The 21,809-nt window shown below is 39.0% G+C and carries 20 protein-coding genes; 4 read left to right on the top strand and 16 right to left on the bottom strand.

Features of this window, described 5'->3' with window-relative positions:
- Positions 1–92: 92 nt before the first annotated feature.
- Positions 93–836: a YqaA family protein gene (locus ACFSTH_RS12445; protein WP_377770552.1), complete on the top strand. Its 744-nt coding sequence runs from the start codon at positions 93–95 to the stop codon at positions 834–836.
- Between the two features lie 81 nt (positions 837–917).
- Here ACFSTH_RS12445 and ACFSTH_RS12440 read toward each other — a convergent pair whose 3' ends face one another.
- From ACFSTH_RS12440 to ACFSTH_RS12425, 4 genes are all read right to left on the bottom strand, one after another.
- Entirely contained in the window at positions 918–2,051 is a 1,134-nt protein-coding gene (locus ACFSTH_RS12440) for a C40 family peptidase (RefSeq protein ID WP_377770550.1), read from the bottom strand.
- A gap of 433 nt (positions 2,052–2,484) precedes the next feature.
- On the bottom strand, positions 2,485–3,378 hold the full coding sequence (locus ACFSTH_RS12435) for a cation diffusion facilitator family transporter (protein WP_377770586.1): 894 nt from the start codon (positions 3,376–3,378) through the stop codon (positions 2,485–2,487).
- A 215-nt stretch (positions 3,379–3,593) separates the two neighbouring features.
- Complete coding sequence (locus tag ACFSTH_RS12430) at positions 3,594–5,216, bottom strand: ABC-F family ATP-binding cassette domain-containing protein (protein WP_377770548.1); 1,623 nt, start codon at positions 5,214–5,216, stop codon at positions 3,594–3,596.
- A 56-nt stretch (positions 5,217–5,272) separates the two neighbouring features.
- Positions 5,273–6,517 carry an MBL fold metallo-hydrolase gene (locus tag ACFSTH_RS12425; RefSeq protein WP_377770546.1) on the bottom strand — a complete coding sequence of 415 codons (1,245 nt, stop codon included), beginning with the start codon at positions 6,515–6,517 and terminating at the stop codon, positions 5,273–5,275.
- A gap of 189 nt (positions 6,518–6,706) precedes the next feature.
- Between ACFSTH_RS12425 and ACFSTH_RS12420 the strand changes: the two genes are divergently transcribed.
- Positions 6,707–7,855 (top strand): conserved virulence factor C family protein, encoded by a 1,149-nt coding sequence (locus ACFSTH_RS12420; protein ID WP_377770544.1) that lies wholly within the window; start codon positions 6,707–6,709, stop codon positions 7,853–7,855.
- 90 nt (positions 7,856–7,945) lie between these two features.
- Here ACFSTH_RS12420 and ACFSTH_RS12415 read toward each other — a convergent pair whose 3' ends face one another.
- Both ACFSTH_RS12415 and mutY read right to left on the bottom strand, forming a co-directional pair.
- A complete protein-coding gene (locus tag ACFSTH_RS12415) occupies positions 7,946–9,238 on the bottom strand; it encodes a transglutaminase domain-containing protein (protein ID WP_377770542.1) in 1,293 nt (430 codons plus the stop codon).
- Between the two features lie 71 nt (positions 9,239–9,309).
- Positions 9,310–10,572, bottom strand: coding sequence for an A/G-specific adenine glycosylase (gene mutY / locus ACFSTH_RS12410; RefSeq protein ID WP_377770540.1), 1,263 nt, complete (start codon positions 10,570–10,572; stop codon positions 9,310–9,312).
- A 159-nt stretch (positions 10,573–10,731) separates the two neighbouring features.
- Here mutY and ACFSTH_RS12405 point away from each other — a divergent pair, with 159 nt between their 5' ends.
- A complete protein-coding gene (locus ACFSTH_RS12405; protein ID WP_377770538.1) occupies positions 10,732–11,106 on the top strand; it encodes a c-type cytochrome in 375 nt (124 codons plus the stop codon).
- Positions 11,107–11,115: 9 nt separating this feature from the next.
- Here ACFSTH_RS12405 and acpS read toward each other — a convergent pair whose 3' ends face one another.
- The 6 genes from acpS to ACFSTH_RS12375 form a co-directional block, all read right to left on the bottom strand.
- On the bottom strand, positions 11,116–11,511 hold the full coding sequence (gene acpS / locus ACFSTH_RS12400; protein WP_377770536.1) for a holo-ACP synthase: 396 nt from the start codon (positions 11,509–11,511) through the stop codon (positions 11,116–11,118).
- A gap of 56 nt (positions 11,512–11,567) precedes the next feature.
- Complete coding sequence (locus ACFSTH_RS12395; protein WP_377770534.1) at positions 11,568–13,148, bottom strand: copper resistance D family protein; 1,581 nt, start codon at positions 13,146–13,148, stop codon at positions 11,568–11,570.
- 328 nt (positions 13,149–13,476) lie between these two features.
- Positions 13,477–14,667, bottom strand: coding sequence for a transposase (locus ACFSTH_RS12390; protein WP_377770533.1), 1,191 nt, complete (start codon positions 14,665–14,667; stop codon positions 13,477–13,479).
- A 623-nt stretch (positions 14,668–15,290) separates the two neighbouring features.
- On the bottom strand, positions 15,291–16,100 hold the full coding sequence (gene nadE / locus ACFSTH_RS12385; RefSeq protein WP_377770531.1) for an ammonia-dependent NAD(+) synthetase: 810 nt from the start codon (positions 16,098–16,100) through the stop codon (positions 15,291–15,293).
- A 15-nt stretch (positions 16,101–16,115) separates the two neighbouring features.
- Positions 16,116–16,550: a BrxA/BrxB family bacilliredoxin gene (locus ACFSTH_RS12380; protein ID WP_377770529.1), complete on the bottom strand. Its 435-nt coding sequence runs from the start codon at positions 16,548–16,550 to the stop codon at positions 16,116–16,118.
- A gap of 141 nt (positions 16,551–16,691) precedes the next feature.
- The gene (locus ACFSTH_RS12375; RefSeq protein ID WP_377770527.1) at positions 16,692–17,522 is read right to left on the bottom strand and encodes an alpha/beta hydrolase; all 831 of its coding nucleotides are present in this window, start codon (positions 17,520–17,522) and stop codon (positions 16,692–16,694) included.
- A gap of 166 nt (positions 17,523–17,688) precedes the next feature.
- Between ACFSTH_RS12375 and ACFSTH_RS12370 the strand changes: the two genes are divergently transcribed.
- Positions 17,689–18,957: a BaiN/RdsA family NAD(P)/FAD-dependent oxidoreductase gene (locus tag ACFSTH_RS12370; protein ID WP_377770525.1), complete on the top strand. Its 1,269-nt coding sequence runs from the start codon at positions 17,689–17,691 to the stop codon at positions 18,955–18,957.
- Positions 18,958–18,994: 37 nt separating this feature from the next.
- Here ACFSTH_RS12370 and ACFSTH_RS12365 read toward each other — a convergent pair whose 3' ends face one another.
- From ACFSTH_RS12365 to ACFSTH_RS12350, 4 genes are all read right to left on the bottom strand, one after another.
- Entirely contained in the window at positions 18,995–19,357 is a 363-nt protein-coding gene (locus tag ACFSTH_RS12365; RefSeq protein ID WP_377770523.1) for a glyoxalase superfamily protein, read from the bottom strand.
- 19 nt (positions 19,358–19,376) lie between these two features.
- Complete coding sequence (locus ACFSTH_RS12360) at positions 19,377–19,787, bottom strand: carboxymuconolactone decarboxylase family protein (protein ID WP_377770521.1); 411 nt, start codon at positions 19,785–19,787, stop codon at positions 19,377–19,379.
- Positions 19,788–19,937: 150 nt separating this feature from the next.
- Positions 19,938–20,756 (bottom strand): protein kinase domain-containing protein, encoded by an 819-nt coding sequence (locus tag ACFSTH_RS12355; protein ID WP_377770519.1) that lies wholly within the window; start codon positions 20,754–20,756, stop codon positions 19,938–19,940.
- Positions 20,743–21,462, bottom strand: a complete 720-nt coding sequence (locus ACFSTH_RS12350) for an aminoglycoside phosphotransferase family protein (RefSeq protein WP_377770517.1) — start codon at positions 21,460–21,462, stop codon at positions 20,743–20,745. The genes ACFSTH_RS12355 and ACFSTH_RS12350 overlap by 14 nt, the downstream gene beginning before the upstream one ends.
- Between the last annotated feature and the right edge of the window lie 347 nt (positions 21,463–21,809).

Genomic DNA, 21,809 nt, shown 5'->3' with positions numbered 1-21,809 from the left:
GTTCCAAATTTTACTGTACGGAGGTCTAGGAGACTTGGACTAGCAGCCTATGTTATAATTGTGTCGTTAGACAAAATTGAAGGAGCCTGCCTATGATTCAAGCTGTTGTAGATTTTTTGCGAGACTTTGGCCCCTGGGGATTATTTATTCATTCTTTTTTTGATGCTATTATTTTCCCTATACCTGCCTTTTTTTCACAAGTATCATTAAGCTTAGTAAATCCATCCAACGCTATCGTATTAGCAACTATAGGTTATATCGCTTGTTTACTTGGTACGCCTATCGGTTATTTAATTGGAAAGTTAATGGGAAAATCAGTATTGTACAAAATTCTTAAAAAAGAATGGATTGACGCAGCAACAGACAAGTTCCAAAAAAATGGAGAAACTGCAATATTACTTGGTTCTTTTACTCCGATTCCATTCAAAGTTTTCACTATTTTATCCGGTTGCCTTAATTTTCCTTTATGGAAACTGCTTGCTTATGCAGCAATGGGTAGAGCTGTGAAATTCTATGCAGTAGGGATTTTGTTTTACCTCTATGGTCGCGCAGCAGAAAATATGGTGCAGGATGTTTCTCTTTACATGTTCCTTGCTGGAATCCCAATCGTTCTCATCTTTTTGCTCGTTCGTCGTGTCATCAGAAAACGAAAAGCAGCAAAAGCAGCGCTTGACTCAGCTAGTGAATCTACAAAACAATCCGATATGGCATCTGCAAGTAAGTCTACTGAAGTAGTAGTGGACATTGCTACTGTTAATCGAACAAACCAAGAACCGCTTGAGGAAAAGAAACAATCACTTATAAGCGAACAATCTCACACTTCACGTGCAAAATAAAAAAGTCGAATCAATTGCTAATTTTATAGCTAATTGATTCGACTTTTTCTTTCATTACATTATGATAATATTGCTAATGAATTATAGCGCACTTCCTCCATATAAGAAGCGGTGCTCCCAATGCTTCCCAGTAAAGGTATCCACTTTTACGCCACCACTTTCTTTAGAATAAGTGTGTAATATCTGATTGTTCCCTAAGTAAATCCCAACGTGTGTTATTCTTTGACTGGATTTATTAAGACCACTATAAGACGAAGCGCTACTACCTTTGTATGACATGAAGAACATTAAATCTCCGCGTTTCAAGCTGCTTATACTATATTTTGCATTACCTTTATCTTTTACATACTGACCTTGCTTACGAGAATCGCCGGGTATTTTCTTCCCTGTTACATCCAAAAATGCACGCTGCACAAATGCCGAGCAGTCAAATGTTCTGGTAGAACTACGGCTGGAGCCAAACTCATAAGGCGTACCTAAATATTTCATACCAGCAGCGATAATTTTTTCTACCGTTGCATTACTTGTTTGGCTGCCGCCATTATTTCCACCATTGTTGTTATTACTGTTATTATTGTTGTTTCCATTGTTATTTCCTGGCTGTTGTTCACCAGCTATTTGTAAATACTTACTACTAGCAGATACATAACCACTTGTACCACGAGCATCCTTCACTTGATACCAACCCGCACCAGCTTGTCCAACAATTTGTACTTGTTCACCTTTACTTAGCATCCGAATAACTTTGCCGCTTACAGGTGCTGTCCGCATATTAACACCATATATTACGGTAGCAGATTGGTTAAGCACTGTTTGTGACCCATTATTTTGATTGGGATTAGTTGGTTCTGTTGGGGTGGGATCGACAGGTTGAACAGGGTTAGTTGGCTGTTCTGGAGTAGTCGTTTGCTGTATATCTAAATATTTAGAGTCATTAGAAACAAACCCACTTACGCCATTTCGATCCGTCACTTGATACCAACCAGAATTAGATTGATAGTTTATCGTAACCGTTTCACCTTTACGTAGCATGCGGATCACTTTACCCGCTGTGGAGTCCTTGGTTCTCATATTGACACCATATTGCACTGTTGCTGTTTGGATCGATTGTGCTGCATATGTTGCCTCTGCCGCACTTGGCCAAGCAATTGACCCCATCACCAATGTTGTAGATAGTACCGCTGTTGCTACTTTGATTTTTATTGAAGCTTTCAAAGCATACGCCTCCTCTAAGATGATTTTATCCACCGGCTATCGGCGATGTTTTCATTGTAAGAGGAGGGCATACAGACGAGCATCGACCCAGACACCTATAGTAAAATAGCGAACTTGGGAAGATGGACCGACTAGTTTTTGCTAAGAAAAAATTAATAATATGGTCATGTTTCCATCAAAGAACTAAGCTTGGTATAGAAAACCAATAGATATGTAGACACGTATCCGCAATATTAAGACCTTCATCTGTCTACTCATAATTCTCATACTCATTAGGGCAAAAGTACCATTTTAAAAAATACAAAAAAAAGGTGTGGTTACTTTTACCACACCAAATTTAGTCTATTGTTACCATACTTTACTTATTTAATTACATTTGTTTGAAACCAACTGTTGACTTACGAAGTATAGCTTATTTTTTTTCATCCAATCACTACTTATTACTTTCTTTATCGACTTCCATTTTAAATGGTTCAACATGAACATGTACACTCCAGATGTTATGTTTGCGCAGCATTCTTCGTTCAATATCGTCACATATATGATGACTTTCTACTAAACTTAATTTGGGATCTACCTGCACAATAACGTCCAACAGTACTTTACTACCATGAATGCGTGCTTTAATATCTGTAATATCTCGCACACCTTTCGTTTTACTAATCGTCGTCCGTAATGTTCCTAGTTCATTTTCGTCAAAACCATCGGTTAAAGCGTGAGTGGCACTATAAAAAATATCCCAAGCTGTTTTACAAATAATGATGCCGACAACTAAAGCTGCTAACGGATCAAGCCACGCTGCCCCTAATTGTGCTCCAACTACCCCTACAACAGCTCCAATACTTACAAGCGCATCAGATAGATTATCTTTCGCCGCAGCATGTAGTGCTTGACTGCCGAGCTTTTTAGCTAAATTATTATTATACCGGTAGACAAATACCATACAAATAGCTGATAGAAGTGCAACAAGTGCTGCTAATAAACTAGGTGTTTGCTGTACAGGATCAAAAATCGATTTGACAGCAGTAACGATAACTTGAATACCAACCGAAACCATAATAAACGATGCAACTAATGCTGCAATTGTTTCAGCGCGAAAATGTCCGTATGCATGATCTTTATCGGGGGGCTTTTGTGATATTCGCAAACCAATTAAAACAGCTATTGAAGCAACAATATCCGTTAAGTTATTGTATCCATCTGCTACGAGCGCACTAGACAGGAACAAATAGCCAAACACGAGTTTGAATATTGTCAAAACCAAATAGGCAGCTATACTAACCCAGGCACCTTTTTCAGCCTGTCTTATTTCTGTATACTCATCCAGTGTCCGTTCCTCCTATGTATGTTTTTCTATATCATCATTTCTCTATATCATCATACTAAATGAATATCATGTGGGTCTACAGAAACAGTGTTGACTACACGCAGACTTTTATGCATCGTACCAACACAGTTGGTCACACTCTACTTTTACCAGGAGAAATAAGGAAAGCAAAAAAAGCTGGTCAGCAAGTTTCCTTGCCGCCAGCATTTTTTTCACTACTCAGTAGCATACATTTTTTCACGAAGAGCTTGAATTTCAGGATTTTCCAAATATTCATCATACGTAGTCATCCGATCTATAATACCATTTGGTGTAATCTCGATAATCCGATTAGCAATCGTTTGTACGAACTGATGGTCATGAGATGTAAAGAGCACCGTACAATCCGTATCTATTAAACCATTGTTAAGTGCCGTAATAGACTCCAAGTCCAAGTGATTCGTTGGCTCATCCATAATAAACACGTTAGCACCTTCAAGCATCATCTTAGACAGCATACAACGAACTTTCTCACCACCAGATAATACACTAGCTTTCTTCATCGCATCATCACCAGAGAACAACATTCTACCTAAAAAGCCGCGCAAAAATGTTTCATCTGGATCTTTCGAATATTGACGCAACCATTCTACTAGATTCATATCTACTCCGTCAAAATATTTGGAGTTATCTTTCGGGAAATAAGCACGAGTAGTTGTTACACCCCAAGAAAAGGAGCCAGCACTCGCTTCTTGTTCCTCTGACAACACTTCAAACAAAGCTGTCTTCGGCAAACTATTCGGTCCAACAAATGCGACTTTATCACCTTTATTAATAGCGATCGTCATATTGTCAATTACTTTTTCACCATCTACCGAAACTGACAATCCATCTGTAAGAAGTAGTTGTTTACCCGCTTCACGCTCTCCTTTGAAAAGGATAAACGGATATTTACGATTAGATGGACGAATATCATCAAGCGTAATTTTATCAAGCAATTTCCGACGAGAAGTTGCTTGCTTCGATTTCGACTTGTTCGCACTAAAACGTTGAACAAACGCTTGTAGCTCTTTAATTTTGTCTTCTTTCTTTTTGTTATCTGCACGCATCAATGCAAGTGCTAATTGACTAGATTCGTACCAGAAATCATAGTTACCGACATATAGTCTAATTTTTCCAAAATCAATATCAGCAATATGCGTACATACCGTATTTAAGAAGTGACGGTCGTGACTGACTACAATAACAGTACCTTGATAATCTGCCAAAAACTCTTCCAACCAGCGAATAGATTCAATATCCAAATGGTTCGTTGGCTCATCCAGTAGTAAAATATGTGGTGATCCGAAAATAGCTTGTGCTAATAAAACACGTACTTTCTCATTACCACCCAGCTCACCCATTTTTTTGTAATGAAGGTCTGTTGTAATACCTAGACCGTTCAACATTTCAGCTGCTTCTGACTCCGCTTCCCAACCATTCATGTCGGCAAATTCAGCTTCGAGTTCACCAGCACGCATGCCATCTTCATCGGTAAAATCAGCTTTTGCATAAAGTGTATCTTTTTCTTTCATAACATCGTACAGCTGCTTATGCCCCATAATAACAGTTTCTAACACTTCATAATCATCAAACTCGTAATGGTTTTGCTTCAATACTGCTAAACGCTCGCCAGGAGTCATATGCACTTCACCTTGTGACTGCTCAACTTCTCCTGATAAAATTTTTAGAAAGGTAGACTTTCCTGCACCATTGGCACCGATCAAACCATAACAGTTTCCCGGTGTAAACTTAATATTCACATCTTCAAACAACGCCTTTTTACCAAAGCGTAATGTAATGCCTGAAGTACTAATCATTTATTTAATCCCGTCCTTCACTAATTGTACATACCACTCTATATTATAGCACAAAATTATTCATTCGTGATGCGCCAAGTTTCTCCGTGCGGCAACAAAATAAGGGAAGCGGGATCAATCACCAATCTATTCATTTCGTTAAATAACCGCTCCAGCGCTTCTCTCGGTGTATCATCTGCCAATTTAAAAGATCCATAATGCATTGGCACAAAATGTTTTGCTTTCGTATCCAAAAATGCTTGCAACGCTTCCTCCGGCGTAATATGCTGCGGTCCCATAAACCATTCTGGCTCATAGGCTCCTATCGGCAAAAGCGCAATATCTATATCGAAGCGGTAGCCAATTTCTTTGAACCCAGCAAAATACCCGCTATCTCCGGCAAAATAAATAACTGGCTGCTCCGTCAGCTCTGGCCTTTTCGCCTCATGCTGTTCAAAAAAACAACTTACCGAAGCAGTCATTTCTGTACACACCTCACCTGCTAAAGAAGCAGAGGATATTGTGGCTTGTTCTTTTTTCACACTACTATTTTTACCATTTACATCTCTATCTCTATCTATATCTAAATCTATATCAGTATCTGTAACTACATCAGTATCTACATCAGTAACTGTATCTACATCTGTATCAACTTCATTGCCATCTACCAAATTGCTCTTTATTTGCTTATCTGAATGCTGATTGTCGGATTGCTGACTCGTTTGCTCTTTGTCTGCCGGTGCGATCAACCATCCTCCCCAGTGAGAACTATTCGTATCCCACGGGTTACGCCTTGTCCAATGCTGCGCAGGAACAAACGTAAATGTAACCTCGCCTACAGTATAAGATTCCCACCAGTATAATTCGTGAACATTTGTAAAACCTCTCCCCTTTAACTTCGCACTTAACCCAGCCGGTACAAGCAGTAGCTTATCCCCTTGCAGCTTGCGTAAGGAAGGTATATTTAAATGATCATAGTGAGAATGTGAGATTAAGACAACATCTATCGGCGGTACACGATCAATCGCTATTCCGGGAGCAGTCATTCGTTTTCGCAATGCCATCTGGCTTGCCCAAACAGGATCAGTAACAATATTCAAACCAGCTAACTGAATGAAAAACGTAGAATGACCAATCCATGTAATAGTCGGTGACTGTTCATTTTGCTTTATATAGGAAAGATCCGGCTGCACCATAGGCACATTATAGCTGTAATCTTTGGAACGCAATTTGCGAATTCTTTCTTGCCGCCATCGCTTAAATTGATTTAAAGATGTATGATGTTTTATCGGATCAATGTTAGTAAATTTTTTGGATCGCATGTTTTCACCTCGCATAGCTAGTTACACTATTTATAAGATACCAATTTAGGGGTATTATATGCAAATGATGGACTGTTTTATTTTCATCCGACTACAGATTTATTCCCTTTTTGAATTAAACCGATGCCTATAGTAAAATGAAAGATGATTGTAACTTAACGCCACAAACTTTTTAGGGAGGCTGTTAGAATGAAACTCATTTCTGTAGAACCTACTCCGAGTCCAAATTCTATGAAAATAAATGTTGATGAATTGTTGCCAAGGGGACAACGTTTTACTTACAAAGTAAGTGAAGCAGAACAAGCACCACCATTTTATCGTAATCTATTACAAATTGAAGGTGTACGTAGCGTGTTTCGTACCGCAGATTTTATTGCACTTGACCGTAGACCTGGCGCCGATTGGTCGGCGATATTGCATACAGCTAGTCAATACTTTGATGCAGCAGATTCAACCAGTGATACAGCGGCTCCATCGATGAATAGTACAGGTAGCTTTGGTGAAGCACAGGTACTAGTACAAATGTTCCGCGGCATTCCGATGCAAATACGAGTACGACACGGCGATCAAGAAACTCGCTCCGCGTTGCCAGATAAATTCGGACAAGCGGTGTCGCAAGCTGCTGGCTCTTCCATGATTCGCGAACGTAAACTAGAAGAATTCGGCGTACGTTATGGTGATGCTGAAGAAATCATTCAAGAAGTTATAAAAGAACTAGATGCTGCTTATTCCGATGAGCACTTGCAACAACTTATTGCAGCATCCATTGCGCAAGGCTCTGAGCCAACGAGCGAAGTAGAAGTTATTCGCCCAACTCCGCTCACTCTTGCTGAAGTAACGGAAAAATTTCAGTCCGCTGATTGGCAAGAAAGATATGCAGCATTGGATCGTTACGTTATTGATGAAGCGGGACTAGATTTAATAGAAAAAGCAATTCATGATGAACATACATCGATACGTAGACTAGCTGTCGTATATTTAGGCGATTTGGAATCGAAAGCTGTTCTACCGCTATTATTTACCGCTTTGCAAGATTCATCTGCTTCTGTGCGACGCACAGCTGGTGATACCGTTTCTGATCTAGGTCATACAGAAGCCATCGGTCCCATGATCAAATCGCTAAAAGATAAAAACAAGTTAGTCCGCTGGCGTGCTGCTCGATTTTTATATGAAGCGGGTGACGAAACTGCCACTGAAGCACTTAGAGAAGCAGCCAATGATAGCGAATTCGAAATTCAATTGCAAGCCCGCATGGCGCTCGAACGCATTGAGCGGGGAGAAGAAGCTGCTGGCTCCATCTGGCAACAAATGACCGCCGCTCGTAAACAACAACAGTAACCATAGCAACAATTTCAACTTCAAAGAATAAACGAAAGACACTTCAGTTCCTTCCGTCACGGAGCAGAAGTGTCTTTGATATTGCAATTATTAATATTTCAATTGAATATTCACGAATTGTGATTGACCATCTATCATCGGTTCAAATGTAGCGCTATAGCTAAACGATGTATTCATTTTTTTCGCAGCTGCTTGCAGCAATTGCTTCAACTCCTGATCACCATTATAGCGAAATTGTACAAGCTCTTTTTTAGATTTCAGAGCTGCTTTCATTCGCTGCTCAATCGCTGAAACCGAGCTAACGGTATGCTCATCATCAAACCAATGCAATCCTACATGCTGGCGGATATTTTCATAAAGATTGCCTTGCTCCTGATTACTATCCGCTTTATTTAATTGCTGTGTTAGTTGCTGTAGTTGTTGATTATACGAAACAGTCGCAACAGGATACGGATTAGTCCAACTATGATCTTTTTGCAATTGTTCGTCGGTTACCAAATAATATTTGTACGAAATACCTGTACCACCAACCGGATCATCCCAAGTCGTATCAATATGATACCAGTGTCCATCAAGTTTCACCATATTCCATGAATGTAAACCTGATTCCACCTCGCCTTCCGTAATGATCGATTCAATGCCTGCTCCATTCATCAATCGATGCGTAATTAACGAGTAACCTTGACATACCGTCGTACCGACTGTTAAAGCATCATAAGCAGTATAGCGAGTGAGGGAACTATCGTACGTAATATTAGTTACAATCCAGTCATGAATAGCCAATACTTTTTCATGATCATTCATCTCTGGTTTAATAATTTTTGCTAATATATCATCCGCCTGCTTGCTAACAAACGCTGACTGTTCTATTGATTCTCGATACTTACTTTCAATCGTTATCGTATTATTTTTAGCAAAGCTTTGCACCGTATAACGATAAGATTCTATTATATAGGCCGTATAATCATCCCACGTCATCGCTTGTTCAATGATAATTCCCAAATCATCCTTGAGCTTTTTTGAATCTCCGTCAAAGGTTACTGTGAATGACTCTTCCCGATCTAAGAAAGCTCGTCGAATCTCTTTTTCCAACGCCACATACGGCTCTGCTACTTCAGGATTTATTTGCTCATATAACGAATCGTTGCTTTCCACATCTTCAGGTACTAATAAAGAAGGAACTTGCTGCTCATCATCTTCTAAACTAGATTCCGAGTCCATCTGTACTTCTGGAGGAATAGGCTCTGCTGTAGATAGTGTAGACAGTTCATCGCTTAATGTTTGTTTACTTAATTCTGATTCGTCTTTTACTTGCTCATTTAAGTAATAAATACCATAAACAATAACAACGATCCACATTAATCGCCATAGGGCACGTTTCATCTCCAACCCTCCGTATCACAAGCAATAGTTCTATATTATTCTGCTGGCTAGAGGTACTAGAGCTACTAAAGCTACTCTGACCAATACTGCTGCAATATGCGTACAAACACATTAGGAAACGGCAGCTGCTCCAAGTCTTGTTTACCGATCCATCTGTACATATCAGCCAATTCTTCCTTAACTGTAATACTAGTAGTATATCCGCTTTGTTGATCGGGCAAACTCTCTTCGGCTATAGAATTAGCAGTTTCAGCTACTCTATCACTTTGCATCCAGTCATTTGCTGTACTGGTATCTGCTATATATACTCGCATTTTCCAATGAATATGGCTAAAAATATGATCAATATCCATTAACCATTGCGTAGGTCGAATAATTAATTGCTGTTCCTCTACTAACATTTCTCCTAATAGCCTAGCCAGCTGTGGTTCTTTTTTGGTAGCTGTTTCTTGAAACCACTGCTTTCCCTTCTCTTCTGGTAACAACAAGTGGGGCAATTCCCACATCTGCGCCAGCAATCCAGTCTCCGGTCGTTGCCGAACTAATATTTTTCCTGTCTGTTCGCCGCTTCCTTCTACTATAACAACACCTCGCCATTCCGAACGCGGTGGTTTTGCCTTCGTTTTAATCGGTAGCTGCAATTCCATTCCATTCAGTCTAGCTGCACAATGCTCCATAACAGGGCAAGTCAGACATACTGGAGCTTTCGGTGTACATACCAATGCGCCTAGTTCCATCAATGCTTGGTTAAAGTCACCTGCTTCTCCTTCTGGTATAAGCGACACCGCTAAATGTTCAATAGAGACTCTCGTTTTCTGTTTAGCAATATCATCCTGCAACAAAAAAAAGCGTGATAACACCCGCATAACATTACCATCTACAGCCGGTACTGGTTCATTAAAAGCGATGCTCATAATCGCACCTGTCGTATACGGACCAACTCCTTTAAGAGAAGCTACCTCCGTTTTATCGTTAGGGACTACTCCACCAAAATGCTCTACTACCATCTTCGCACCAGTGTGTAAATTACGAGCTCTTGAATAATATCCAAGCCCTTCCCAGCATTTGAGCACTTCCTCTTCCTCTGCTACTGCTAATTGCTGCACCGTAGGAAACCTTTCCATAAATCGTTGGAAATATGGAATAACCGTATCCACCTTCGTTTGCTGCAACATAATTTCAGATACCCAAATCCGATACGGATCTTTATTTTCTCTCCAAGGCAACGATCGCTTCTGCGCTCGATACCAATGTAATAACTCCTTACTATAAAACTGCTTTAATGACTGCTCATCCAAAGGTGAGCCTATATATACTTCATTTTCTTTAAACATTTCATCCACCTTTTCACAAAAGCACTGACCGTTTATTTGCTAAATCACTTTTTCGATAATCCAAATTATACAATCTATACAAAGCTATGATACACTATATAAGACTACTACAGTTGCAATAATAAAATAAATTTAATAATTGATTTAAGGATGAGACGAGTGAACAAAAGAAAATTTGTCCATATTAGCAAGATAGCATTAATATTGACGAGCATACTGTTCGTTCTAGCCGCATGTAGCGATGGCGGTAAACAAAAAGTAACTGGACGAGCGCTACTATCTGCTCCCAAAGACGTCGTAAGTGTTTATCGTAACAATTGTATTAGCTGCCATGGCACAGATTTACAAGGAAGAATTGGTCCAGGAACCAATTTGCAAAAAATCGGAGCAAGATTATCGAAAGAAGAAATCTCCGATACGATTGCTAATGGTGTTATAGACGCCAATGGCGGATATAGTATGAAACCACATAAAGACAAATTAACTGCCGAAGAAATGGATCGATTGTCTGAATGGTTATCCAAAAAAAAATAGCAGTCAGCCTTACGGCTGCTGCTCTACAATAGCGAAAGCTGACGCTAAATGATCCTCGTGTGTAATTGTTAGATGTATACGAGTAGCGCTCGGTTCCATTCCTAAACTATGCCAAGCCCTTTCTGTCAAATGACAAAATGGCTTCCCCAAACGATCTCGCTCTATTGATATATCCGAAAACGCAAGCGCAGCACCAATACCCGTCCCAAACGCTTTCGATACTGCTTCTTTAGCTGCAAAGCGACCAGCTACAAATTGATGCAAACGACCATTACTATACTGTTTCGCCATTTGTAGTTCAGCACTAACTAATATCCTCTCTAAAAAACGTGAACCGTTTTTTCCCGATAATATCGCTGCAACTCTTTCCACTCGAATCAAATCGTGCCCGATACCAATAATCAACTACAACAACCGCCTTATCCTATACAATAGTTTGTTTTACTATACACATTAATTTGCTAACGATGAGAACCACCGATCAACTTGCTGTACTTAAATTCATTACCTTCCGCATCTACAATTTTCACTAACGCTTCATGCGGCTCGTTTAGATCCATATATGCCCCTTGTGTAATATAATTATATTTTAAAAACCCAGGAAATTCGAACTTATTTTCTGTATTTTGTTCCATTTGCAAAGGAATATCAATCACTTTACCGCTTCCGCCTGGTTCCGTAGTAACTATTTGTACAGATGCTTCCACAGGAGCACCTACATTTTCAGGAAGCCAAACAAACAAACGAACATATTGCGTCTCTGATTCAAAACCCGTAGACACTCGCAATGTCATATGAACTTTACTACCCATTTCATGCCAGTGTACCGGTTCCGAAGATGTATATACATCTGCATTAGGTGGTGAAGTCGTTGCCAACCAGCCAGCTGCGATAATTAAACAGACAGCGATTACAATCTCCGCCCTCACTCCCGCTAATAAACGCTGGACAGTTACTTGTGGATTTTGCTTTGTAGTTGAATCAGTAGCAAATATACTCGCTATACCATCAGGTTGTTTATTTTGCTGCTCAGCCACCACAGCTGCAATCGCCGGCATAAACCATAAACGATGAAAAGCTCCAATAACAATGACAAGTAACATGAGAATTACTTTGATTAACAACATAATTCCGTACTCATTCGTCAACAATTGTTTATAAGACGTTACTTGCGCAAATGCCAACCAGCATGCACTTAAAATCATTAATACAACACTCGGCAGAGCCCACTTTGCAAAGCGTGTTGCAACAATATTAATATGATTTACATATTTACTCTTACTTGCACTTGAATATAAACCTACTAACCCACCAATCCATAACGCTGCTGCTGCTATGTGAAAACTATGAGCAATAACTAAACCAGCTACACCGGATTCCGCAGCATTCGCATGACCTGTTAGCGGAAAAGTAACAATTAACGCTAAAGCAAAAATATATTGCAACGGTCTTGACCACACTAACTCCTTTTTCGGAGCAAATGCCAACAATAATATGATTAAAGCTCCTACTGGACGCAAAATAGCGACATAACCTGTCATCGTCCCTGTTGCAATAGCTAGAAGCGACACACCGCCCAACTGTTCTGACAATAAAGCTAGTCGCGCAGTACCTGTAACAGCCCATAAAATAGACACTGTAAACAAAATAATTCGTTCCGAACGCAACGTAAATCCAAACGGTTCCTCTTCATCTATATTTCGCCATAAAAAATATCTAAAAAATAACACACCAATAATAGCTATAGCCGCCACTATCTCAAATATACGCATAGCAATTAAATAACCTTGATTCGTCCCATGATCTTCATGACCTTCGTGCCCTTCATGAATTTCATTACTTTCCTGTCCCACATGATTTGAGTGCTCAGAAGAATCTGCTTGATTTGATTGCTCTGTTTTACCTGCTTGTTCTGATTTATTTACCGCTGCAAACCATTCTACTTGTGAACTTGAGGCTGCCTCTATGCTCGCCAAACTATGCGGCAAGAGAATAACGAGCAGCAGCACAATGGTCATAACTTTTACTGCGATGTTTTTCATTCGTTATAGCCCCCGAAGTTATAATATTTTCAGATATAGCCATAATTGTAACAGAATATTCATGCTTAACATGACTACTCTCTACAAGTAACTGTGAATGTTATGTGAAGAAGTTAACACTCCCTATAACCCATCAGCATCTAACTACCTCTTTTCTAGCCTTTATTGACGTATCCCCATCGCTCAGTAATTGCTTATTCTCAATAATTGGATTTTAAGACTGATAGATGATAGATATTAGCTAATAGTTTATAGTTACGTTAATAGTTAAGTTAATAGTCAATAATACAAATTAACCCAGACTGACTAATAGTTTATGACTACCAATTTAATGAGATCGAAGTTGGTAAGTCATACTAAGTAGTGATAATTGATGGAATATAGAACGTTGGTGAATAGAAGCTGCGTAGTAAAAACACATTTCATCATAATAATACTGTAAATATTTATTTCGAATTGTACCATAAGTCTGGAGAAAACGCTGCATTATGGAATCAAATGTTTTTTGTACTGCTCTTTTTTGACGATAAGCTATTCGAGGTGAATGAATAATCTGTGATGTTGGAAGTTGGTTTGAAAAGTGTTGTTGCTTGAAGTCGTGTACATAAGAAGTATTAACTATACTATCGTGTGTCATCTGTGCAGAGGGAATTAGTTTAAGTTTTACTTGTACTACTACAGATGTTACATGCGAAGCAAATCGTGAAGATGTTTTATTACAGTGTTGCAGTTCAAAGCCGACCATAATAGGCTTCTCCTGTGGTGCACGCTCAAACATAATCCCGCACAATTGTGGATTCGCTTGGTCCAGCTTAATAATTTTGCTGTTATTTGCTCTTTTTCGGATTGCATCATCACATTTATTCTCTTTCCATTCTTTGGTTTCAGGAGAATAATTAATAAGTCTTTTCCTTCTCAATGAGTCCAATACGGAATTTTTTTCATTCATTTTTTCATCTAATACTTCTTCATTAATAACTTTCTTGTTAGAGATCGTTGTATCACGTGATGCGCTGTCAAAAGGCTTAATAGATTTTCCTATTAGATCGAAAGAATCAGCTTGACTAATAGCTTGGCGAATTTTGCGATGGAGTGCCCAAGCAGTTTTGTAGGTTATTTTTAGTAGGAGATGTAATTGTAAAGCGTTAACCCCTATTTGATTTAATGATAGAAAAAAGAAAGCAGCTAACCATTTTTTCAAAGGTAAGCGTGATTGTTCCATGATCGTATTCGCTATTAGAGTAGTCTGATGATAACAGTTATGACATTGATAAATTGGCAATCTACGAGTAGTTATTTTACTACAACTAGAAAAATTGCATTTCGGACACCGGAAACCACGAGGCCACTTAAGTTCATATAAATAAGCATAGCAAGTTTCCTCAGTCGGGAACTGATCTATAAATTGTCTCCACTGTGCAAGAAGCTCCGTAATCCATGGATAATTATGTACGCTAATTCGATTTCTTAAGTATGGAACCCGAAACAAAATGGCTAACATCCTATCTTCTTGAATCACTATCATCCCCACCAATCTTGTTTTGTCATTCTGGATTCTAACGATTTTATAATTAATAAGTAAAAAAATTTAAGTAGATCTAACTAGAGACAGAGACAGAGACAGAGACAGAGACAGAATCCATTACAGGAGACAAAACAGGAACTTACGTTCTTATAATTCAATTATATAGAACAAACGTTCTTATGTCAATTCCTTTTGGCAAACGTTTTTCAATGCATAAATCTACCATAATTTAACTATTTATAACCACAAATAATTGTTAATTATTTACATTTAAATAATACTGAGCGAATGGGATACGCATTGAAAGCTATGCTAGGCAGGTACATGGTATGTGGTATGTGGTACGTGATTTGTGGTATGTGGTATGTGGTATGTGGTATGTGGTACGTGGTTCGTTGTTCGTTGTTCGTTGTTCGTCGTTGGTCGTTGGTGGTTGGTGGTTGATTGGGACTGTGTACTTCAGGCTGAAGGTTGGAGGTTCGTGCTTGTGCTAAAAAGGGAGTAGTTCGCAAGAACCAGCGAAAAATAATAAAAAAAGTGCGAATATCAGTAATAAAATTTCATTACTAATATCGCACTTGGTACTCTTTTCATCATTAAAAAGTTGGGGGGCTGTGTTAAATTCCAGGAATTGGCGAACGCTTATGCTCAGATCGTAAGTATTGTTTTTCTAATTTTTCCTGCGCAACTGGATCGATCGCTTTTCCTTCTAAATAATTATTAATGTCAGAGTATTTGATGCCGAGTTCATTTTCATCGGTTTGACCATCCCAGAGCCCAGCTGTAGGTGTTTTTTCCATTACGGATGTAGGTACACCAATTAATGCTCCAAGTTGATACACTTGACGTTTATTTAGCGACTGCAATGGCTCCAGATCAACTGCACCATCACCCCATTTTGTGAAAAACCCCGTTATCGCTTCAGATGCATGATCAGTACCAACAACTAGTAAGTTCAATTCTTGGGCTATCGCATATTGCATAACCATTCGTGTTCTCGCTTTGATGTTGCCTTTAGTTGCATGGCTTATATGGCGAGATTTTTGGATTGCTTTGAAACTATGTTCTACTTCTAACGAAATTTCGTCTACTGCTTCTTCAATATTCGTTTCCGTTCTGAGCGAAAGCTGAAATGCGTCAGCTACTTCATAGCTGTGAGCAATGTCCGATTGTTCAGCATACGGTTGAAACAAAGCTAACGTCACGTATGGCTGTCCTGTTTCACTGGATAGTTCATCCGTTGCTTGTTTGCAAAGTCCGGCTGCTACTGCACTATCTAATCCACCGCTAATAGCAATGAGATAACCCGTGGCTCCTGCTCGTTGCAAGTATAGTTTCAAGTAATTAACACGTAATTCGCGTTCTTGCTCTACATCAATTTCTGGCTTCACTTTGAAGCGAGCAATGATTTCTTGTTGCAAACTCATATACGTTCAAACCCCTTATTGGCAATATTTATCAAATGCCTCTGTCAAATCAGCAGCAATTTCTTCTGCTGAACGGTTTTCTATACCATGACGTTCAATAAAATGAACAAGCTCACCATCTTTTAGCAACGCTATGGATGGAGATGAAGGTGGGTACGGTGCAAAGTATTCACGTGCTGCTGCTGTTGCTTCTTTATCTTGACCAGCAAATACGGTAAACAAATGATCTGGAACTACAGCATTCTCCAACGCTTTGGCTACTCCTGGACGACATAATCCGGCTGCACATCCACATACAGAGTTAATAACGACTAGAGTTGTTCCTTTTGCATCTGGTAAATGAGCTTCTACTTCTTCTGGTGTACGCAATTCTTTAATACCAATATTAGTTAATTCATCGCGCATAGGTTGGATCGTATCGAACATATATCTTTCAAAAGACATAGACATAATAATAACACTCCTAATTACATTATTTTAGCTACTATTATACCTTTAGAGAGTTGCCCTGTAAACGGCTAGTACAGTATCCTTCCATTTATATAAAATAGGATGAGCTATATTCGCATTTTTATACAGTAAAGCAACAGATTAATCCAAACTAATCCAGTCGACAACTTCCCTTAACATTTTCTCTCCTTCCAAGTCATTATGTAGCTCGTGATATCCACCGTGAAACGTTATAAATCGGCAATTGGCTCCAACCGTTTTTTTCAATTCCACACTAGCCTCATAAGCAGTTATATTATCTGCATCTCCATGCAGTAATAGTAAAGGTACTTTCAGTTCATCTCCATGCTGCAATGCCCAAGCACCCGCTTCCTCCAATGCTACAAAAGCTCGTACAGTTACTCGAGTATGTAAAAGTGGATCGTTATTCGTTCGAACTGGTCTAAATCCTGGTCGATTCAAATCTTCATTTTTTAAACCAGTACTTTGCTGCAAAGTTGGAACTATATTAACAAGTTTTTTCCCTAACCATACTTTGAATGGCGAAGGAGAAAATGCTAGCCGCAGCCATGGACTAGTCAATATCAACCCGCTAATTGGTAGCGATTGACGCAATGCAGCATTAAGCGCAATATTACCTCCCATACTGTGTCCATATAAATAAAGTGGTTTATCTAAAAATTGTTGACTAGCATATTCACAAATATCTGCCACATCTGTTAGACATGCAGCAATGCTCAACATATCGCCTCGTTTACCTTCAGACTGACCGTGACCATAGTGGTCATAGGCAATAACGACAATATGAGCAGCAATCAGCACTTCAACTACGTGATCATAACGTCCACTATGTTCTCCGCTACCATGCAATAAGCAGACAACTGCTTTAACCTCCCCATCATCGGGCAACCACTGCTGTACAAAAATTTTATAGTCCGCTTTGCTTTGAACAAACCACTGATTATGCTTCATAAACTACTCCCCTCCCCACACTCTATTTCATTTCACCTTTTATATCCTTCTTGCTTCGATTATAATGGACATGGTTCTATTACACTATAAATTTCAAAACTTAAATTAGTATGACCAAAGGACATGAATGTTTTTATATATATTATATAAGGCGAGTGAGCATAAAATGAATAATCATCCAATCGTAGTTGTAGGGGCAGGTTCAGCCGGATTAATGGCCAGCATTGCAGCTAGCAAAAACGGAGCTAAAGTTATTTTAATCGATAAAGGAGATAAACTGGGACGAAAACTAGGTATTTCAGGCGGCGGGCGATGCAACGTTACTAATGCCAAAGAAACCGACGAACTAATTAAAAATATACCTGGTAATGGACGTTACTTGTATAGCGCCCTCTCCCAATTTGGCAATACTGATATCATCCATTTTTTCGAATCATTAGGAATCAAATTAAAAGAAGAAGACAATGGGCGGATGTTCCCTATTTCGGATAAAGCGAAAACAGTTGTCGATACGTTAGTCAATCAAGTCAAAGCGCAAGGGGTCACCATTATGACTAATAGCCCTGTAGCAAAAGTACTTTATAACAATGGAGCAGCGTGCGGTGTGTTATTAAAAAATGGGCAATCTATTGCAGCATCCGCTGTCATCGTTGCCGTTGGTGGAAAATCTGTGCCGAAAACAGGCTCAACAGGTGACGGATATCCGTGGGCTATCGAAGCAGGTCATACCATTACAGACCTATTCCCAACGGAAGTACCTTTAACATCACAAGAACCATTTATAATAGATCGTCAATTACAAGGATTATCGCTGCGCGATGTTACACTATCCATTTGGAACGAAAAAGAAAAAAAATTGATCTCCCATGAAGGAGATATGATTTTTACTCACTTTGGTCTATCTGGTCCGATTGCCCTTCGCTGTAGTCAGTTTGTCGTGAAACAGTTAAAAAAGAACCCTGCATCTTCGCATGTATTGGCAACCATTGATTTGTTTCCGCAGCAAACAATACAAGATGTTTTCGATCTCACCTATGAGTTAGCTGGCAACGAACCGAAAAAAGCAATGAAAAACGTATTAAAAGCAGTCGTACCAGATCGATTACTACCGCTTATTTTTACGATGGCAAATATAGAAGATGATATTACTTACGACCATATTAACAAACAAAAATGGCAACAACTCGCAATACTTCTTAAAGCGTTGCCCGTCAACGTCAATGGAACATTATCTATCGAAGATGCATTCGTCACCGGAGGCGGTGTACATTTAAAAGAAATCGAGCCAAAAACAATGGAGTCTAAATTAACGGAGCGACTATTCTTCTGCGGTGAAATACTAGATATCCATGGCTATACTGGTGGCTACAATATTACTGCTGCTTTCTCAACAGGTCATGCGGCTGGCACAAGTGCTGCGCAATTGTATAGTTGAACTATGTGTCATCTAAAAGATGGAAGCTTGTATTATCTCAAGAAGCTATTCGCGAACATATTCGGATTTGATTTCCATCTGGATCGACTATTGTCATCATGCGCAACCCTTCAAGATCTTCATTGGGAGGCTCCGCAATATTAGTAGAAAGTTTCACCTGCAATGCAGCGTACCACTCGTCAACGTCGGGGACAAATAAATGAATTAATCCGCCAACTTGACAATCACCTGTATGCTCCGTTAAATAAATAATCATGTCATCTTTACTAATCTGCACGAAAACAGGGAAGTGCGGCTCAAAGCGATGTTCCCAATCGATCTTGAACCCCATTCCCTCCACATAAAAGGCTTTGCTTTTGCTATAATCGGTTATACGAAAAGCAGGAATTACTGTTTGCATCTCCAACCAGCTCCATTCCTTATTGTCCACTCGTATTTATTGTAATCCCTTGCTCAGCAAATACTTTTTGTGCTGCTTTCAAAGAATTTAACACGCGAGGGAAACCTGTATATGGAATTAGGTGAATGATACATCCGACAATTTCCTCTGCTGTTAAACCAACCGCCAATCCTGTCCTTACATGCATTTCGATTTGTGGTGTTCCTTGCGCAACAAGAGCTGAGATAGTCGCAATTACCTTTTGTTTTTTATCCAATCCAGGGCGAGCATAAATATCTCCAAATGCAAATTCAACGATAATTTCCTTTAAATCTGGAGCAATATCTGTAAATGCTTCCCCAATATCCATATGACCCGTTGGATTTTCTTCCGTTGGAATGGTAAACTGTTTAATTGTTTCGATCCCCTTTTGATAACGTTCATTTGTCATGACAAAATCCTCCTCCGTAATTGTATAATTTATTAATTTGTAAATATAGATAGTGAAACATCGTGTCATATCCTATTGCATTATACCATTTTTACTATTAATGAGGGCAGGCGCTCGTTATAGTTGCAAATGAAATCGTATAGAAATTCTTTATTTTTTTCTCGCTTCGTTCCATTCCTCTATAAATTGCTCTATCGATTGTTGTCGTTGGTTACGCTCATTGCTTACAGCTTTTATAGCCACTTTATACAAATCCTCACTAAGTGACCACTTTTCAAGCGTTCTGTCATACTCAGCAAATAAAGCAAATGAAGTTGCTCCCATCAGATATACATTCGTTACCTCATCTATAGTCGCGCCTAATTCAAATTCTTCGGGTGACATAAAACGAGAACTTCCCCACATTCTCCCTATTTTATTTGTATAGGGCATCTTAGAATAGAAATCAATATCGCATATTATAGTTTTCTTTGCTTCGAAATCATACATAATACTAGCATCATAAAAATCAATAGCAACGTAACCTTGAGCGACCACATAAGCATGGAAAGACAAAATATCATCGAACACATCTAGCCTTGTACTATAAGGCATTTGCATAAATTTTCGTCTCGACTGTGGATACATTCTGCCCATACACTCACCGTCAATCCATTCAAAAATCATCGCAAATCCACTATTAATTTCTTCTGACCTTATAAATTTAATGACATTATGATGAACCAAATTCTCATATATAGATACAGAAGCTTGTAGCCTTGCTATTGCATCTTCACGTGATCCTGCATACTGTTCAGTCGGTGCTCCAGCAAACTTGATAAAATATTTATTATTTTTTTGCTTTACCCCAAAACAAATATTTCCGGAATCTTGATCATCATACACTTTAAACACATGACCGTATTTCTCAATAAATGATAAATCAAACGCTGATTTCAACTTATAGGGCACATCATTAATATATTGCATGTGAAAATTTTCTAAATACCAAGTCGGAATAGGATGAAGCGGCACTCCATACAATTCGGTTAAATTCTTCCCATGGATCACCATAATCTAATCGGTTAAAATCAATAATGGAAAGAGCATTGTCCGATGAAATAACCATATTTCCAGTATGATAATCACCATGCTGAAAACACTGCGGTCTGCCACGAAGTAAATGACGATTGCTTTCTATGTAACTAATTATCTTATCATCGCCATCAAAGCTAATGCCACAAGCGTTATACTTTTCAATTTTATTGTTCGTTTTTCGGTTGAAACTACTGCTCCATTCTTCCTGTTCTTTCGGAGCGGGAATAGAATGAATTTCTCTAAGTATTTCGCCAGACCTTACACCAAGCACATATTGCTCGGTTTCGGAGAGGTGTGGGATGACAACTTCAGCATCTTCACCGTCACACCATGTAAAAAGGGAATAGACACTCTCCCCGTTATGACAAATCCCAAAGTCCAGAGGCTCCGACATAGCTACTCCCAAAGTAACCACTTGTTGCATCAGTTCAAACTCGACTTTTTTTCTGCTGTATTCGGAAATGTTTGCTACTCGCAGAAGCAGCTTCCTACCATCAATAGTTTCTATATAATATTTCTTATCATTCGACCAGCCTTTATCGATCTGCTCAACCTTTACAAACGTTTTATCATCCATTATATCCACTATCTCTTTCATACCGTCACCGTCCGTTCATCCAATTCTAGCTATAAATGTATTATACAATTGAACTAACGTAAATTGCTCCCATCCTTTAGCAATAGAAGTTTTTCTATTAATAAAGGATGAGAGTACAGTGGTATATTATGCTAAAAAACATACAAACATTCGAACAAACGAGTGGAGAGATCAAGTTTATACGAAATAACAAACAAACAACCGCAATTGCGATGATCGGAAGGTCAAGTCCTTTTTTATGTGTAAATTCCCTTTAGATATGATCTGCCGGACTTATGACTTGGGTTCGGCTTTCTTCTTCTCTTTTTTCCACGTCCAATATAGGTCCATATCGATGTATCTCCTCT

Origin of the sequence: Paenibacillus yanchengensis (genome assembly GCF_042684845.1) — a bacterium.
Taxonomy (GTDB): Bacteria; Bacillota; Bacilli; order Paenibacillales; family Paenibacillaceae; genus Pristimantibacillus; species Pristimantibacillus yanchengensis.
Note: the sequence above shows the minus strand (reverse complement) of the source record. Positions and strands in the feature narration are given on the sequence as shown.